Raw genomic sequence first — 14,281 nt, forward strand, 5'->3', positions numbered from 1 at the left:
ATCCGCCGGCTGCCACAAACCGCTTCCGTTGTGGGAACCCTCACCCGGCCCGCGCAACCGCCCGCGCGAGCCGTGCGACGCCCTCGCCGATCTGCGTCAGGTTCGCGCTCGCGAACGACAGCCGGAGTGCGGCGCGCTGGCGCCGCTCCACATAGAATCCGGCACCCGGGACGAACAGCACCTTTTCCGCGATCGCGTGCGGCAGTAGTGCGGCGGCATCGTCGATGCCATCCAGCGCGGCCCAAAGGAACATCCCTCCCGCCGGCGATGCGAAGCGGATGCGCTCACCAAAGGCCTGGCGCAGCGCCGCCGCCAGCAGGTCGCGCTTGTCACGATAGGCCGCGACTTCCCGCGCGACCTGTGCCGGCAGCCGGCCCGCTTCCAGGTACTGCGCCGCGGCCAGCTGGATCCACGGCGGCGTGCAGAGGTCGGATACCTGCTTGGCAATCACGGCGCGGCGCACGATCTCGGGCGCGGCGACCATCCAGCCGATCCTCAGGCCGGGGGCCAGCGTCTTCGACAGGCTGGCCAGGTGAACGAGCCACGGCCGCGCCTCGGGTACCGACGCGCAAAGCGCCAGCAGCGAAGGCGGCGCTGCGCCATCGAAGCTCAGCGCCCCGTAGGGATCGTCCTCGACCAGCACCACGCGGTGCCGCGCTGCCAGCCTCAGCAGCTGCAGCCGGCGTGCGGGCGACAGCGTTGCACCAGTGGGATTGGCGAAGGTTGGCACCGTATAGATCAGCCGGGGGCGCAACGATGGCTCGGCCAGCATGGCTTCGAGTGCTGCCACGTCCATGCCGTCGTGATCAGACGGCACGCCGCGTATGTCGGCGCCGGCCAGCCGCAAGGCCTGCAGCGTCGCGGAATAGGTCGGCTCCTCGACCAATACCACGCTGCCGGGTTCGACCAGCGCACGCACGAGAAAATCGAAGCCCTGCTGCGAGCCGCTGGTCACGAGCAGCTCGTCCTGGGTCACCGGCGCGCCGCGCCCGGCCATCAACGACGCCAGGGCATGGCGCAGCGCCGGCGCGCCTTCGGTAGCGCCGTACTGCAGGCATTCGGCAGGCCGCTCGCGCAGCACGCTTGCCGACGCTGCGCCAATGCCGTCGACATCGAACAGCGTGGGGCACGGATAGCCGCCGGCGAACGAGATCATCGCGGGATCGGACAGGTACTTGAACAGTTCCCGGATCGGAGAGCCCGCCGGGTCGCGCAGCGCGGGAACGAAAGGATAGGCGGCGTCGGAAATCATGAGCGGATGCAGCGCGTGCTGGACATGGGAAAGGGCTGGCGTGCTTCAGTCCACCGAAGCACCGGACAGGCGAACGATCTCGCCCCACTTCTGGCGATCCTTCTTCAACACGTCGGCAAACGCCTCCGGTGAACTGGGCGCGGGCTCCGCGCCCAGTTCGCGCATTTTTGCCTGCACGCCTGGCTCGCTGAGCACGCGCGTCAGGTCCTGGCTGATTTTCTGCGCCACTGCGGCGGGCACCCCGCGCGGCGCCAGCAGGCCGAACCATGGGCTTGCATCAAAGCCGGGGACGGGGCCCGCGGCGGCGACCGTCGGCACATTCGGCAGCGCCGACGAGCGCGCCGGCGTGGTCACGGCCAGCGGCTTGAGCTTGCCCGAGCGGATAAACGGCAGCGACGCCGGCAGGTTGTCGAACATCACGTCAACGCTGCCGCCCATCAGGTCGGAGATGGCCGGGCTGCTGCCCTTGTAGGCGACGTGGCTCATCTCCGTGCCGGTCATGCGCTGGAACAGCTCGCCCGCGAGGTGCGTGGACGTGCCGTTTCCGGCCGACGCCATGTTGACGCGCTTCGGATTGGCTTTCAGGTAGGCGATGAACTCGGGCAGCGTCTGCACGCGGGCGCGTTCCGCAAACGCCGGCGAGAGCACCACCACGTTGGGTACGCGCGCCACCATCGCGACCGGCGCGAAGTCGGCGTCGGCATCATAGGGCAGCTTCTTGTACAAGGCCGGGTTGATGCCGAACTCGCCCACCGAGCCCATCAGCAAGGTGTAGCCGTCCGCCGTGGACTTGGCGGCCGTGCCGGTGCCGACGATGCCGCCCGCGCCGGGGCGGTTGTCGACCACCACCGATTGCTTCCATTGCGTGGCAAGTTGCTCACCGATCAGCCGGGCCACCATGTCAGTGGTGCCGCCCGGCGGGTATGGCACGATGATGCGCACCGGCTTGGCCGGGAACTCGAGTGCACCGGCGATGCCGGGCATGGTCGCGCCGAATGCAAGGGTGCCGGCGGCGAGCGCGCTGAACAAGCGTTTCATGCAGTCTCCTGTCTACCTGATGGTTGTCGTTATGAGGTTGTCGTTATGACGATGCCGGGAAGGGGCGGCAACGCAAGGATCGAATCATTTCTCATCAACTCCAAGCTTTCAAGCGAGATTTCCGTATAGGATGATGACCTAAAATCATCAACTCAGCCCTCCCCCCAATGCGGCAACGACTCCCCAGCCTGTCCAGCCTGCGCGCCTTCGAGGCGGCCGCGCTGCACCTGAACCTGCGCCGTGCGGCGGCGGACCTGTTTATCACTGAGAGCGCGGTGTCGCGCCAGATTGCGTCGCTGGAAGGGCTGCTGGGCGTGCAGCTGTTCCACCGCGCCAACCAGCGCATCACGCTGACGGCGGCCGGCTCGCTCTACAGCGGACAGGTGCGGGAGTTGCTGCGCAAGCTGCAGCGCGACACGCTCGACCTGATGGCGCACGAGGGCGCGGGCGGCACCGTCGAGCTGGCCTGCGTGCCCACGCTGGCGGTCGAGTGGCTGATACCGCGGCTGCCGGCCTTCTATGCACGCCATCCGGGGATCGTCGTCAATATCAGCGCGCAGTCAGACATCTTCCTGTTCGATGGCACGCCCTACGACGCGGCGATTCACTTTGGCGAGGCCGTCTATCCCGGCGCGCGTGCCGACCGGATGTTTGACGAAGAATCAGTGGCGGTCTGCCATCCGGACTATTTCGGCGGCAGAAAACGGATCACCCCGCATGACATCGCCCTGTCCCCGCTGCTGCACCTCGCCACGCGCATTCTCGGCTGGAAGCAATGGATGGAAGCGGCCGGCATCGACGACGTCAACGCCATGCGCGGTGCACGCTTCGACCACCATTCCATGGTCATCGCCGCCGCACGCACCGGGCTGGGCGTTGGTCTCGTGCCGCGCTTCCTCGTGGGGGAATACCTGGCAAACCGCCAACTGGTAATGCCCCTCGCCCATTCGCAGCGCTCCACGAGCGCATATCACCTGGTCTCGCCGGATACACGGCCGATGAGTGAGGCGATGCAGCGGCTACGCGAGTGGCTACTGGAAGCCGCGGGCGAGTTTGCGACAAGGCAGGCTGCGCCTGCGGACGATGCCGCCAAGCAGCAAGCCGGCGCACGCCGCGGATGACGTCCGACTCGGCCGGCCAGCACGGCGGGCCACGTCGACCGCGATCATGGATCCGGGCTAACCGAACTCACACCACCATTTCCAGATCCGGCGTGGGCCGGCGTTCCAGCAATGCCGCCAGCCTGCGCAGCGCAGCCGATAACTGCGCGCGGTCCTCCACGCCACCGAGCGAGATGCGGATGGCATTCGGCGCGTTGGGCCCCTCCCAGAAGGCGTCAGATGGCGTCACGCGCAGGTCCTCCGCCAGCGCGGCCCTGGTGAGCTGCTGCGCCGACCAGTGCTCCGGCAAGCGATGCCATGCGTGGATGGCGCTGGGTGGGAGCTGGCCGATCCCGCTCAGCCATCGGCTTGCCAGCGCGCATCTCGCCAACGCTTCGGTCCTGATGCCGTCGAGCAACTGCATGGCCGAGCCATCGTGGATCCATTGGGTCGCCAGGGCGGCGGTCATCGGTGCCGCCATCAGGGCGAAGGCCCGCAGCGATGCCAGCAGATCGTCGCCGCGCCTGCCCTCGGGCAGCATGACATACGCGGTACGCAGCCCCGGACTGAGCGTCTTGGACAGGGTCGAGACATAGTACGTGCGCTCGGGAGCGAAGCTGGACAGCGGCGGCGGCGCTGACGGCGTCAGCAGCCAGTAGGGATCATCCTCCAGCAAGGTGACATCACAGTGCGCCGCGGCCTTGGCAATGGCCTCCCTGCGTGAGGCCGGCATGGTGTGCGTAGTGGGATTCTGGGCGGTCGGATTGAGGTAGGCCAGCGTTGCACCGTCGGAGCGGGCCGCTTCGAGGGCGTCGGGGAGCATCCCGTCGGCATCGACCTGCGCGATGATCACACGCCGTCCGAGTTGTGCCGCGGCCGCGCGAATACCGGGGTAGGCCAGCGGCTCGCTCACGATCGCATCGCCCGGCCGGGTCCTGGCCAGGATCACGGCGGCCAGCGCAGCCTGGGCGCCCGGGCACACCACCAGCCGCCCAGTGGCGATGGGCCCGAATATCTGCGCGAGCCAGAGTGTTCCGGCCGATCGGTCGGCAGCACTGCCGCCGCCGAGCTGGTAGGTCATCAGCAGGTGCGGGTCGCTATGCAGCAACACCTGCGACAGGCCGCGCCGCAACAGGTCCTGGAAATCCAGCCGCGCCGGTGGCGGCGGCACGTTCATGCTCATGTCGATCACCCGCGCCAACTCCGCCCGCGGCGCGGCAATGAAGGTGCCGAGCGCCCCGCGGGCATCGATCAGGTGCCGCCGCTTGGCCTCGTTGTAGGCACGCGTGACCGTGGTCAGGTCCACGCGGAGGGTTTTGGCCAGACTGCGCTGCGGCGGCACGCGGTCGCCCGCTACCAGCCGGCCTTCGCCGATCGCGCGCTCGATAAAGTCCACGATCTGCAAGTAGCGCGCACCGCTACCTGTTGTGATCTCCAGATCCCATTTAGCACTTTCTTCGGCGCCGACATCGATTCCTTGCATGGATTTCATCGGGTAGATTTCTTCGATGTATGGGTTTTGTCTTGCATTAGCATGCCAGACATCACCGAGGGAATCCATACAAACCACTCCCGCGCGGAGCTGAGCCAGCACTTGAATCGGAGCGCGTGGCCGGAAACCTTCGGTGATCCGTAACCAAGGTGTCCGAAATGCTCAAACCTATTGCCGGGCCGGCAGACAAGAATCAACAAGGCCCGCTCCCCCGCCCATCCCCCGGCCCGAAGCGCCGCCTTCCCACACTGTTGCTGTGCGCCTGCCTGACCGCCCTGCTGAGTGGCTGCAACCTGGAACTGCTCAACCCCAAGGGCAGCATCGGGGAACAGGAAAAGTCACTGATCCTGATTTCCCTGTTCGTCATGCTGATGGTCGTCATCCCCGTGATCGTCCTGACGCTGTGGTTCGCGTGGCGCTACCGTGAAACCAATACGAGCGCCACCTATGCCCCCAAATGGGCGCACTCCACCAAGATCGAGGTCGTGGTCTGGGGCATACCCTGCGTGATCGTGGCCTGCCTGGCGGTGCTGATCTGGGACTCGACGCACAAACTCGATCCCTATCGGCCCCTGGAATCGCAGGTCAAGCCGATCCAGGTCGATGTGATCGCCCTGAACTGGAAATGGCTGTTCATTTATCCGGACTACGGCGTCGCGTCGCTGAACCAGCTTGCGATCCCGGTCGGCACGCCGGTCAATTTCCGGCTGACCGCGGAATCGATGATGAACTCGTTCTTCATCCCGCAGCTCGGCAGCATGGTCTACGCCATGGCGGGGATGCAGACGCGCCTGCACCTGATCGCCGACACCCCCGGCATCTATCTCGGCCAGTCCGCCGCCTACAGCGGCCCGGGCTTCTCGGACATGCATTTCAAGACCCTGGCCACCTCGCGCGAGGAGTTCGATGCCTGGATCCAGGTTGCCCGCGCTTCGTCCCAGGCGCTCGACCTGAACACCTACCGCACGCTTGAACTGCCCAGCAGCAAGGACCCCGTGACGCTGTATGCCACCGTCGCGCCGAAGCTGTTCGACCAGGTCGTCGACAAATACATGCTGGCAAACGGCCAGATCTGCCGCGCGGACACCCCCGAATCTCTGCAGGCCTTCCAGCGCGTCCCGTCGGCGCCCGCTGGCCGCATGGAGCAATAAGAATGCTTGGAAAACTCAACCTGGACGCCATCCCCCTCCATGAGCCGATCATCATGGGGACGCTGGCCGCCGTGATCGTGCTGGGCATGGCACTGATGGGCGCCATCACGTACTACGGCAAGTGGAAGACCCTGTGGAGCGAATGGATCTGCTCGGTCGACCACAAGAAGGTCGGCGTGATGTACATCATCCTGGCGCTGGTGATGCTGCTGCGCGGCTTTGCCGACGCCATCATGATGCGCGCCCAGCAGGCGATCGCCTATGGCGATGCCGCGGGCTACCTGCCGCCGCACCACTACGACCAGATCTTCACGGCGCACGGCGTGATCATGATCTTCTTTGTCGCGACGCCGCTGGTGCTCGGCCTGATGAACGTGATCGTGCCGCTGCAGATCGGCGCGCGCGACGTCGCCTTTCCGTTCGTCAATTCGCTGAGCTTCTGGATGTCGGCAATGGGCGCGGTGCTGGTGATGATGTCGATGTTCGTCGGCGACTTCGCGGCCACCGGCTGGGTCGCCTACCCGCCGTTGTCCGAGCTCGGCTACAGCCCCACGCCCGGCGTTGACTACTACATCTGGTCGCTGCAGATATCCGGGCTTGGCACCACGCTGACGGGCATCAACTTCATCGTCACCATCCTGCGCATGCGCGCGCCGGGCCTGAACCTGATGAAGATGCCGGTCTTCACCTGGACCGCCCTGATCACCAACATCCTGATCGTGGCGATCTTCCCGGTACTGACCGCCACGCTCGCCCTGCTCACCGCCGACCGCTACCTCGGCATGCATTTCTTCACCAATGAACTCGGCGGCAACGCCATGATGTACGTGAACCTGATCTGGATCTGGGGCCACCCGGAGGTCTACGTGCTGATCCTGCCGGCGTTCGGCGCCTTCTCCGAGATCATCGCCACGTTCTCGCGCAAGCCGCTGTTCGGCTACAAGTCGATGGTGTACGCCACCTCGTCGATCGGCGTGCTGTCGTTCTTCGTCTGGCTGCACCACTTCTTCACCATGGGCTCTGGGGCGAACGTCAATGCCTTTTTCGGCATCATGACCTCGATCATCTCGATCCCCACCGGCGTGAAGCTGTTCAACTGGCTGTTCACCATGTATCGGGGCCGGATCCGCTTCCATACCGCGACCATGTGGACTATCGGCTTTATGGTGACGTTCGCGGTCGGCGGCATGACCGGCGTGCTGCTCGCCATTCCCGGGGCCGACTTCGTGCTGCACAACAGCCTGTTCCTGGTCGCGCACTTCCACAACGTGATCATCGGCGGCGTGCTCTTCGGCTGCCTGGCCGCGATCAGCTTCTGGTTCCCGAAGGTGTTCGGCTTCAGCCTGAACGAGTTCTGGGGCAAGGTCTCGTTCTGGTGCTGGCTGACCGGCTTCTTCCTGGCCTTCATGCCGCTCTACGTGCTGGGCTTCAAGGGCATGACCCGCCGGATGAACCACTATGCCAATGTCGACTGGCATCCCTACCTGGTGGTGGCGCTGGTGGGTGCCTTCGTCATCGGCGCCGGCATCCTGGCGATGATGGTGCAGTTCGCGGTCAGTATCCGCGACCGCAAGCAGAACCAGGACCTGACCGGCGACCCGTGGGATGGCCGCAGCCTGGAGTGGTCGACGGCCTCGCCGGCGCCGTTCTACAACTTCGCCCACGTGCCCCATATCACCTCGCTGGAGCAGCACTGGGACGACAAGGAAGCCGGGCGCGCATGGCGCCAGCCCGCCCGCTACGAAGACATCCACATGCCCCGCAACACCTCGGCTGGCTTCATCGTGTCGGCGTTCGGGCTGCTGTGCTGCTTCGCACTGGTCTGGCACATGTGGCTGGTTGCCGTCGCCGGCCTGGTCGGCGCCATCGCGACCTTCGTCGTGCGCAGCTATGACCGCGATGTCGACTATTACGTGCCGGCCGCCGAAGTCGAGCGGATCGAACGCGCGCGCTTTGCACAACTGCAGGAAGCTGCCTGACCATGACTCCGACTCTCTCCCCTACCCTGCACCATCCCGGGCACGAGGCGGCCCATGACGCCGCGCACCACCATCACGAAGCCGGCGCGCACACCCCGCTGGGGTTCTGGCTTTACCTGATGAGCGACTGCCTGATCTTCGCGGTGTTGTTCGCCACCTTCGGCGTGCTGTCCGGAAACACAGCCGGCGGCCCCGGCGGGCGGCAACTGTTCGAGCTGCCGTTCGTGTTCGCCGAAACCATGGTGCTGCTGCTGAGCAGCTATACCTTCGGCCTGGCCATGCTCAGGCAGGGCGCCGACGACGCGCCGCGGATGATCCGCTGGCTGGCGCTAACCTTCGCGCTCGGCGCCCTGTTCATCGCCATGGAGGTCTACGAGTTCGCGCACCTGCTGCACCAGGGCGCGGGTCCCGGTGTCAGCGCCTACCTGTCGGCCTTCTTCACGCTGGTCGGCACACACGGGCTGCATGTCACGTCAGGCCTGCTGTGGCTTGCGGTGATGATCCACCAGATCAGGCATTTCGGGCTGGACGATATCGTGCGCCGCCGGCTGGCCTGCCTGAGCCTGTTCTGGCACTTCCTGGACCTGGTCTGGATCTGCGTCTTTACCTTCGTCTACCTGCGGGAGTTCGCATGAAATCGTCCCATCTTCATTCGGTGCATGCGGACCAGACCGCCGCGCACGGCAGCGTGCGCGGCTACACCATCGGACTGCTGCTGTCGGTCGCGCTGACGATGGCGTCGTTTGCGGCAGTGATGCCCGGATCCCTGCCAACGCAGGCCGCGATTGCGCTGGTGGTCGGCCTTTGCGTCGCGCAACTGCTGGTGCAGCTGGTGTACTTCCTGCACCTGGGCACCGGTCCCGGCCAGCGCGGCAACACCGCCATCTTTGCCTGTACCGGCTTCCTGATCGCCATCGTCGTGGCCGGCTCGTTGTGGGTGATGCACAACGCCGACATCAACATGATGCCGACCGACATGTCCGTCGAACGGGCACGGGCAAAAGACTAGCGCTCGCGCGCAAGGAGACTTTCCACCATGTATGTCTATGACGCCATTGACCAGAAGCTCGTCGACGAACGCGTCGTGCAGTTCGCCGACCAGACCCGCCGCTTCCTGAACGGCCAGCTCAGCGAGGATGAGTTCCGCGTGCTGCGGCTGCAGAACGGCCTCTATATCCAGCGCCATGCGCCCATGCTGCGCGTGGCGATTCCCTACGGCATGCTGGCGTCGCGGCAGTTGCGCAAGCTCGCGGGAATCGCGCGCCGCTGGGATCGCGGCTACGGGCACTTCAGCACGCGCCAGAACCTGCAGTTCAACTGGCCGCGGCTCGAGGATGCTCCCGCCATTCTCGCCGAACTGGCCACGGTGCAGATGCACGCGATCCAGACCAGCGGCAACTGCATCCGCAATACCACCACCGACCACTTTGCCGGCATCGCGCCCGACGAACTGGTGAACCCGCTGGTGTGGTGCGAGATCGTCCGGCAATGGTCGATGCTGCATCCCGAGTTCGCCTTCCTGCCGCGCAAGTTCAAGATTGCCATCAGTGGCGCGCAGACGGACCGGGCCGCGGTCGGGGTCCATGACATCGGGCTGCAGGCCGTTGCACAGGACGGCCAGGCCGGCTTCAAGGTCTGGGTCGGTGGCGGCATGGGCCGCACGCCGATGGTGGGCAAGCTGATCAACCCCTTCGTCCCCTGGCAGGACCTGCTGACCTACCTGCAGGCCACGCTGCGCGTCTACAACCTGCACGGCCGCCGCGACAACAAGTACAAGGCGCGCATCAAGATCCTGGTGAAAGACCTGACCCCGGAAGTGTTCCGTGAGCAGGTGGCAGAGCAATGGCAACGCATCCGAGGCGGCCCGGACACCGTATCCGAGGACTTTGTCGCGTCCATCGCCGGGCGCTTCACGATCCCGCCGTATGACCCCGCTGCCGCGGACGAGCCGGAGGTGTCAGCCGAACTGGCGAAGACCGACCGCGCCTTCCGCCTGTGGCTGAAGAGCAATGTGCATCGGCACCGGGTGCCTGGCTACGCTGCCGTCACGGCATCGCTGAAAGCCACGGGACCGGCGCCCGGCGACATCACTGCCGACCAGATGGAAATCATGGCCGACCTGGCCGAGCGCCACGGCTTCGGCGAGCTGCGCGTGTCGCATGAGCAGAACCTGATCCTTGCCGACGTCCGCCGCAGCGGCCTGCACGCCTTGTGGCAGGAGCTGGACGCCGCCGGGCTGGCCACGCCGAACGTGGGCCTGATCACCAACATCATCGCCTGCCCCGGGGGCGACTTCTGCTCGCTGGCCAATGCCGTCTCGATCCCTCTGGCGCAGGCCATCCAGGAGCGCTTCGACGACCTCGACCACGCGCACGACATCGGCGAACTGGACCTGAACATCTCCGGCTGCATCAACTCCTGCGGCCACCACCATGTCGGCCACATCGGCATCCTCGGCGTCGACAAGGCCGGCGAAGCCTGGTACCAGATCACCATCGGTGGCCGGCAGAACGGCGGCGACAGCCCGGGCCGCCTGGATGGCGTGGCGGCCGGGGGCGCTGCCATCGGCCGCATCATCGGGCCGTCATTTGCCCAGGAGCAGGTTCCGGATGTGGTCGAACGACTGATCGAGACCTACTTGCTGCATCGGGACAGCGACGCCGAACGCTTTGTCGACGTGGTCGGCCGAATCGGCATCGAACCATTCCAGCGCGCTGTGTACCCGGATCCTGTCACCGGTGCGCGGCGAGCTCGCCAGGAGACGGCGCATGCCTGACCAAGACCATTCCGCCGGACCTGACCGGCGCAACGTCATCCGCGACGGACAACTGATCGCGGACAACTGGCTCACTCACACCGGCGATGCGCAAGACGCCGGCAAGGCCTGCCCGCCTGACGAGCCCGGCTACCTGGTAACCCTGGAGAACTGGACCGCCCACCGCACGCGGTATCGGCTGCGCCGGTATCCGCTCGCGGTCTACCTGTCGCCGGATGCGGAGCCTCAGACCCTGCTCGAACCTGGGGCCACGGTCATGGATCCGACCGGCATCGCGATGATTGCCATCGATTTCCCGGTCTACACGGATGGCCGTGGCTATTCGATCGCACAGCTGCTCCGGCACCAGCTAGGCTGGACCGGAGAGCTGCGCGCCGTGGGTGACGTGATGATCGACACCGTGCACTACCTGGCGCGTTGCGGTTTCAACAGCTTTGCGCTCAAGCCCGGGCACGACCCGGCAGCGGCATTGCGCGCCCTGTCCACGTTCTCATCGTCGTACCAGCGCAGCTATGGCCCCGCAAGCCGATAGCAAGAGCTGCCTGGCGCCGATGCGAAAGATGCCCGTCCAGCCCTGCGCAAAGCCTGATAGCTTGTGGTCCGCTATCGCCGAACTCTCGGGCGGGCAGCTGCATACGATTATCGATATCGCGCACAGCTCACCGAAGGCGACGACAGATATGGCTTCGTTCAGGGCTCGCATTCTCGGTGTCTTCGCAGACGTCGCCGGTTTTGAAATCACCCCGCCTTCAGAATCCATTCTGCAAGAGCTCTGGGAACGGTATCGCTCCACCCTCTCCTCGTTCCAGCACCGCTGATCATTCGAAGTATCTGGATACAGCCGAACCGGCCTGGAGCGACACCGCGTGCTCAAAAGTTGGCTTCAATGGCCATCCTGGCGCCCTCCGGCACCTCGTTCGGAATGACCCGGTGCGCAAGAATCGCGTAGCTCCGGGCAGCCGCTACCGCCGTGGGATTCACCAGCCGCTTCGGGCCGCCCAGCCAGGCAAAATGATCTCTCCCGTCGTCGCTACGGAACCAGGCAAAGTCGCCGATGGCGTCAAGGCCGCGCTTCACCATCTTCAGCAGCGCCAGCGCTTCCTCGGAAACCCCCAGGTGCCGCCCTGTGTCATGAATGACCGTGGCCAGATTGCGGAGCTTGTTGGTCGAGGTGGCCTCGCCGTTCGCCTGGTCAGGTAACAACTCGACGACCAGAATCCCCCTGTGCGCGGTGATGCGTGCATGCTGCATAGATCCTCCCGACTGATGGATGTCGCCTTGCGACCTTACGCATTGACCAAGCAAGTTCCTGGCCAGGCCATGCCGGAAGTGCAGCGTACAGCCCGCTTATGACATTTCGCCCGGCATTGGCTGCGGGAGCGGCAGTTGAGCGCGGGCGCCGCTGTGGCGCCAATGCTCCGGTGTTGGTACCGGCCCGGCACTTCCCGCGGACGGTTGGACCGCAGGCGACTCGCGAGCCCCAATCGCATGCACAACCCGCCACTCCCAGGGCAAGGCGCTGCCCTATCCTTGCTATTGGGACGCTCAGCGCGGCAATCCTGCCGTCGGGCATGGGCATAGGCTGTTAGTCAGTCCAGGCGGGTGGGTGGCATGCGCGCGTTGGTCTTCTGCTCTGTGCAGTTGCTGTTGGCGGTGACGTGGACCCTCTATGTGGCCTTCCTGCCGCAGCTGGCCGCGCAGGCCGGCATCGCGCGCGCGCACGTCGCCTTGATCCTGCTGATGGACCAGGTGATCTTTGTCGTCATGGACTTCACGGTGGGCGTCGCGGCCGACCGTGTCGCCAATGCGATGCGCAGGCTGGGGGGCTGGATGCTGGGGCTGTCGGCCATCTCCGCACTGGCGTTCCTGTTGTTGCCCCGGGTAACGTCACCGGCGCTGCTGCTGGGCCTGACCGCGCTCTGGGCGGCCACCTCTTCGGCGTTGCGCGCGCCGCCCATGGTGATCATTGCCCGGCGACTGCCTGCGACCGCGTCGTCGTTCCTGGTGGGATGCTCGCTGCTCGGCATCGGCCTTGCCGGGGCCGTGGCGCCGCTGCTGACCGCCCGGCTGCGCGATGCCTCGCCCATGCTGCCGTTCCTGGCCGCCAGCGCGGGGCTGGTGGTCGCCGTGGCCGCGCTGCGATGGATGGAATCCGGCCCGGCGGCGCGCCACGATGCCCAAGCCGTGCCCGCGCCGGCAGCCGGCGTTGCGCTCAAGCGCGTCTGGCTGCTCTTTGCCGCGGTCTGGGTGCTTGCGCTCGGCTTCCAGATCCACACCACGGTCAACTCCGCGCCGGCCTACCTGCGCTTCGTCACGGCTGTCGAGCTGGAGCGCGTGACGCCGGTGTTCTGGATCGGCTTCGCGGTGGGCGCGCTGCTGCCCGCGACGCCGTTGCTGCGGCGCTATCCGCCCTATACGCTGCTGTTGACCGCTGCGGCCCTTGGCGCGCTGTCGTTGTTCGGCTTCACCGTTGCGGGCTCGCTCCAGGCCATCCTCGCCGTGCAATGTCTTGCCGGCGGCCTGTGGGGAATCATGTTCGCCACGACGGCCAATGCCGCGCTCGACGCCGGTCATGTCGGCCGCGAAGGGATGTACACCGGGCTCGTATTTGCCGCTTTGGCTGTTGCCGCGTTCATGCGCATTGCCCTGGTGTCATCGGGCGCCGGCAAGACCGCCGTGCTGGCAAGCCTGCTGCCATGGCTCCCTGCCGTCGCCTGGAGTGCCGGTGCCTTGCTGCTGGCGGCTTTCCTGTCAGCCAACCTGACCTACCTGATGGCGCGCAGACAGGTGCTGCGCCAGCAGGTCGATTCCAGTTAGAGGGGCGTTCCCTTTCCTGGTCCGCTGACTGCATACCTGGAGAATTTGAATGAAGACCGCTAACGCAATTTCCGCTCCGGTGGCCGGGGCCTTGATATGTCTGTGCATTGGCAATGCACACGCCGTGGGCATGCAGGTGTCGTCCACTTCGTACGCCGAGGGAGCCACGATCGCTTCGCAGTATGCGCATGATGGTATTGGCGGCGACCAGAAGCCCTGCGGCGGCAAGGGCGTGTCGCCGCAGGTCTCGTGGTCGAAGCTTCCCGCGGGCGCGAAGTCCGTCGCCATCCTGATGTATGACATGGACGGCGTCGCCGGTCTCGGGGTCTCGCATTGGGTCGCCTACAACATTGCCGCGCATCGCGGCCAGCTGAAGGAAGGCGAAGGCAAGGCGGACGGGCCTGGCATCACGGTCGGCAAGAACGTGCGCGGCGAGGCGGCGTACCGCGGTCCCTGCGCGCCAACCGGCGAGACGCCCCACCATTACGTCATCACGGTCATCGCGACGGATCTGGCGCCGAACCTGCCTGCGGGCATGACGCGCGACGAACTGATGGCAGCGCTCAAGGGGCATGCCCTGGAGGCACAGAGCCTGGTCGGACGGTTTGGACGTTGAAGGCCCGTTGATGCCCGGCCGGCCTCTACCTCTGATCACAACAACTGGAGCGCGATTGTC

14 protein-coding genes are annotated in these 14,281 nt (G+C 65.9%); 10 read left to right on the top strand and 4 right to left on the bottom strand.

Annotated features, from left to right (window positions below; all coding sequences use genetic code 11):
* Positions 1 to 40: 40 nt before the first annotated feature.
* Together A3A5_RS0113135 and A3A5_RS0113140 are read right to left on the bottom strand one after the other, a co-directional pair.
* A complete protein-coding gene (locus A3A5_RS0113135) occupies positions 41 to 1,252 on the bottom strand; it encodes a PLP-dependent aminotransferase family protein (protein WP_018311029.1) in 1,212 nt (403 codons plus the stop codon).
* A gap of 45 nt (positions 1,253 to 1,297) precedes the next feature.
* On the bottom strand, positions 1,298 to 2,290 hold the full coding sequence (locus A3A5_RS0113140; protein ID WP_018311030.1) for a tripartite tricarboxylate transporter substrate binding protein: 993 nt from the start codon (positions 2,288 to 2,290) through the stop codon (positions 1,298 to 1,300).
* Positions 2,291 to 2,457: 167 nt separating this feature from the next.
* On the opposite strand from A3A5_RS0113140, the gene A3A5_RS0113145 reads away from it, so the two are divergent.
* Positions 2,458 to 3,411 (top strand): LysR substrate-binding domain-containing protein, encoded by a 954-nt coding sequence (locus A3A5_RS0113145; RefSeq protein ID WP_018311031.1) that lies wholly within the window; start codon positions 2,458 to 2,460, stop codon positions 3,409 to 3,411.
* A gap of 67 nt (positions 3,412 to 3,478) precedes the next feature.
* Here A3A5_RS0113145 and A3A5_RS0113150 read toward each other — a convergent pair whose 3' ends face one another.
* Positions 3,479 to 4,873: a PLP-dependent aminotransferase family protein gene (locus tag A3A5_RS0113150; RefSeq protein WP_369797776.1), complete on the bottom strand. Its 1,395-nt coding sequence runs from the start codon at positions 4,871 to 4,873 to the stop codon at positions 3,479 to 3,481.
* Between the two features lie 167 nt (positions 4,874 to 5,040).
* Between A3A5_RS0113150 and cyoA the strand changes: the two genes are divergently transcribed.
* The 7 genes from cyoA to A3A5_RS0113185 are packed head-to-tail and all read left to right on the top strand — an operon-like array spanning position 5,041 to position 11,606.
* On the top strand, positions 5,041 to 6,033 hold the full coding sequence (cyoA, locus tag A3A5_RS0113155) for a ubiquinol oxidase subunit II (RefSeq protein ID WP_026200736.1): 993 nt from the start codon (positions 5,041 to 5,043) through the stop codon (positions 6,031 to 6,033).
* 2 nt (positions 6,034 to 6,035) lie between these two features.
* Entirely contained in the window at positions 6,036 to 8,012 is a 1,977-nt protein-coding gene (cyoB, locus tag A3A5_RS0113160) for a cytochrome o ubiquinol oxidase subunit I (RefSeq protein WP_018311034.1), read from the top strand.
* A 2-nt stretch (positions 8,013 to 8,014) separates the two neighbouring features.
* Positions 8,015 to 8,647 carry a cytochrome o ubiquinol oxidase subunit III gene (gene cyoC, locus A3A5_RS0113165; RefSeq protein WP_026200737.1) on the top strand — a complete coding sequence of 211 codons (633 nt, stop codon included), beginning with the start codon at positions 8,015 to 8,017 and terminating at the stop codon, positions 8,645 to 8,647.
* Positions 8,644 to 9,021, top strand: coding sequence for a cytochrome o ubiquinol oxidase subunit IV (gene cyoD / locus A3A5_RS0113170; RefSeq protein WP_026200738.1), 378 nt, complete (start codon positions 8,644 to 8,646; stop codon positions 9,019 to 9,021). The genes cyoC and cyoD overlap by 4 nt, the downstream gene beginning before the upstream one ends.
* Positions 9,022 to 9,048: 27 nt before the next feature.
* The gene (locus A3A5_RS0113175) at positions 9,049 to 10,788 is read left to right on the top strand and encodes a nitrite/sulfite reductase (protein ID WP_018311037.1); all 1,740 of its coding nucleotides are present in this window, start codon (positions 9,049 to 9,051) and stop codon (positions 10,786 to 10,788) included.
* Positions 10,781 to 11,320 (top strand): DUF934 domain-containing protein, encoded by a 540-nt coding sequence (locus A3A5_RS0113180; RefSeq protein WP_018311038.1) that lies wholly within the window; start codon positions 10,781 to 10,783, stop codon positions 11,318 to 11,320. Before A3A5_RS0113175 ends, A3A5_RS0113180 begins: the two co-directional genes overlap by 8 nt.
* The gene (locus A3A5_RS0113185) at positions 11,301 to 11,606 is read left to right on the top strand and encodes a hypothetical protein (RefSeq protein ID WP_018311039.1); all 306 of its coding nucleotides are present in this window, start codon (positions 11,301 to 11,303) and stop codon (positions 11,604 to 11,606) included. The genes A3A5_RS0113180 and A3A5_RS0113185 overlap by 20 nt, the downstream gene beginning before the upstream one ends.
* A 52-nt stretch (positions 11,607 to 11,658) precedes the next feature.
* Here A3A5_RS0113185 and A3A5_RS0113190 read toward each other — a convergent pair whose 3' ends face one another.
* Positions 11,659 to 12,039: a hypothetical protein gene (locus A3A5_RS0113190; protein ID WP_018311040.1), complete on the bottom strand. Its 381-nt coding sequence runs from the start codon at positions 12,037 to 12,039 to the stop codon at positions 11,659 to 11,661.
* Positions 12,040 to 12,399: 360 nt separating this feature from the next.
* Between A3A5_RS0113190 and A3A5_RS0113195 the strand changes: the two genes are divergently transcribed.
* Positions 12,400 to 13,605: an MFS transporter gene (locus tag A3A5_RS0113195; protein WP_018311041.1), complete on the top strand. Its 1,206-nt coding sequence runs from the start codon at positions 12,400 to 12,402 to the stop codon at positions 13,603 to 13,605.
* Between the two features lie 49 nt (positions 13,606 to 13,654).
* A complete protein-coding gene (locus tag A3A5_RS0113200; RefSeq protein ID WP_026200739.1) occupies positions 13,655 to 14,221 on the top strand; it encodes a YbhB/YbcL family Raf kinase inhibitor-like protein in 567 nt (188 codons plus the stop codon).
* The last annotated feature ends 60 nt before the right edge of the window (positions 14,222 to 14,281 follow it).

This window comes from Cupriavidus sp. UYPR2.512 (assembly GCF_000379565.1).
GTDB lineage: Bacteria > Pseudomonadota > Gammaproteobacteria > Burkholderiales > Burkholderiaceae > Cupriavidus.

What these genes read in the sequence shown, in the direction of transcription:
- A3A5_RS0113140 (WP_018311030.1), bottom strand. Translation starts at nt 2,290, where the DNA reads ATGAAACGCTTGTTCAGCGCGCTCGCCGCCGGCACCCTTGCATTCGGC.
- A3A5_RS0113185 (WP_018311039.1), top strand. Translation starts at nt 11,301, where the DNA reads ATGGCCCCGCAAGCCGATAGCAAGAGCTGCCTGGCGCCGATGCGAAAG.
- cyoC (WP_026200737.1), top strand. Translation starts at nt 8,015, where the DNA reads ATGACTCCGACTCTCTCCCCTACCCTGCACCATCCCGGGCACGAGGCG.
- A3A5_RS0113135 (WP_018311029.1), bottom strand. Translation starts at nt 1,252, where the DNA reads ATGATTTCCGACGCCGCCTATCCTTTCGTTCCCGCGCTGCGCGACCCG.
- cyoD (WP_026200738.1), top strand. Translation starts at nt 8,644, where the DNA reads ATGAAATCGTCCCATCTTCATTCGGTGCATGCGGACCAGACCGCCGCG.
- cyoA (WP_026200736.1), top strand. Translation starts at nt 5,041, where the DNA reads ATGCTCAAACCTATTGCCGGGCCGGCAGACAAGAATCAACAAGGCCCG.
- A3A5_RS0113190 (WP_018311040.1), bottom strand. Translation starts at nt 12,039, where the DNA reads ATGCAGCATGCACGCATCACCGCGCACAGGGGGATTCTGGTCGTCGAG.
- A3A5_RS0113145 (WP_018311031.1), top strand. Translation starts at nt 2,458, where the DNA reads ATGCGGCAACGACTCCCCAGCCTGTCCAGCCTGCGCGCCTTCGAGGCG.
- A3A5_RS0113180 (WP_018311038.1), top strand. Translation starts at nt 10,781, where the DNA reads ATGCCTGACCAAGACCATTCCGCCGGACCTGACCGGCGCAACGTCATC.
- A3A5_RS0113175 (WP_018311037.1), top strand. Translation starts at nt 9,049, where the DNA reads ATGTATGTCTATGACGCCATTGACCAGAAGCTCGTCGACGAACGCGTC.
- cyoB (WP_018311034.1), top strand. Translation starts at nt 6,036, where the DNA reads ATGCTTGGAAAACTCAACCTGGACGCCATCCCCCTCCATGAGCCGATC.
- A3A5_RS0113200 (WP_026200739.1), top strand. Translation starts at nt 13,655, where the DNA reads ATGAAGACCGCTAACGCAATTTCCGCTCCGGTGGCCGGGGCCTTGATA.
- A3A5_RS0113150 (WP_369797776.1), bottom strand. Translation starts at nt 4,873, where the DNA reads ATGCAAGGAATCGATGTCGGCGCCGAAGAAAGTGCTAAATGGGATCTG.
- A3A5_RS0113195 (WP_018311041.1), top strand. Translation starts at nt 12,400, where the DNA reads ATGCGCGCGTTGGTCTTCTGCTCTGTGCAGTTGCTGTTGGCGGTGACG.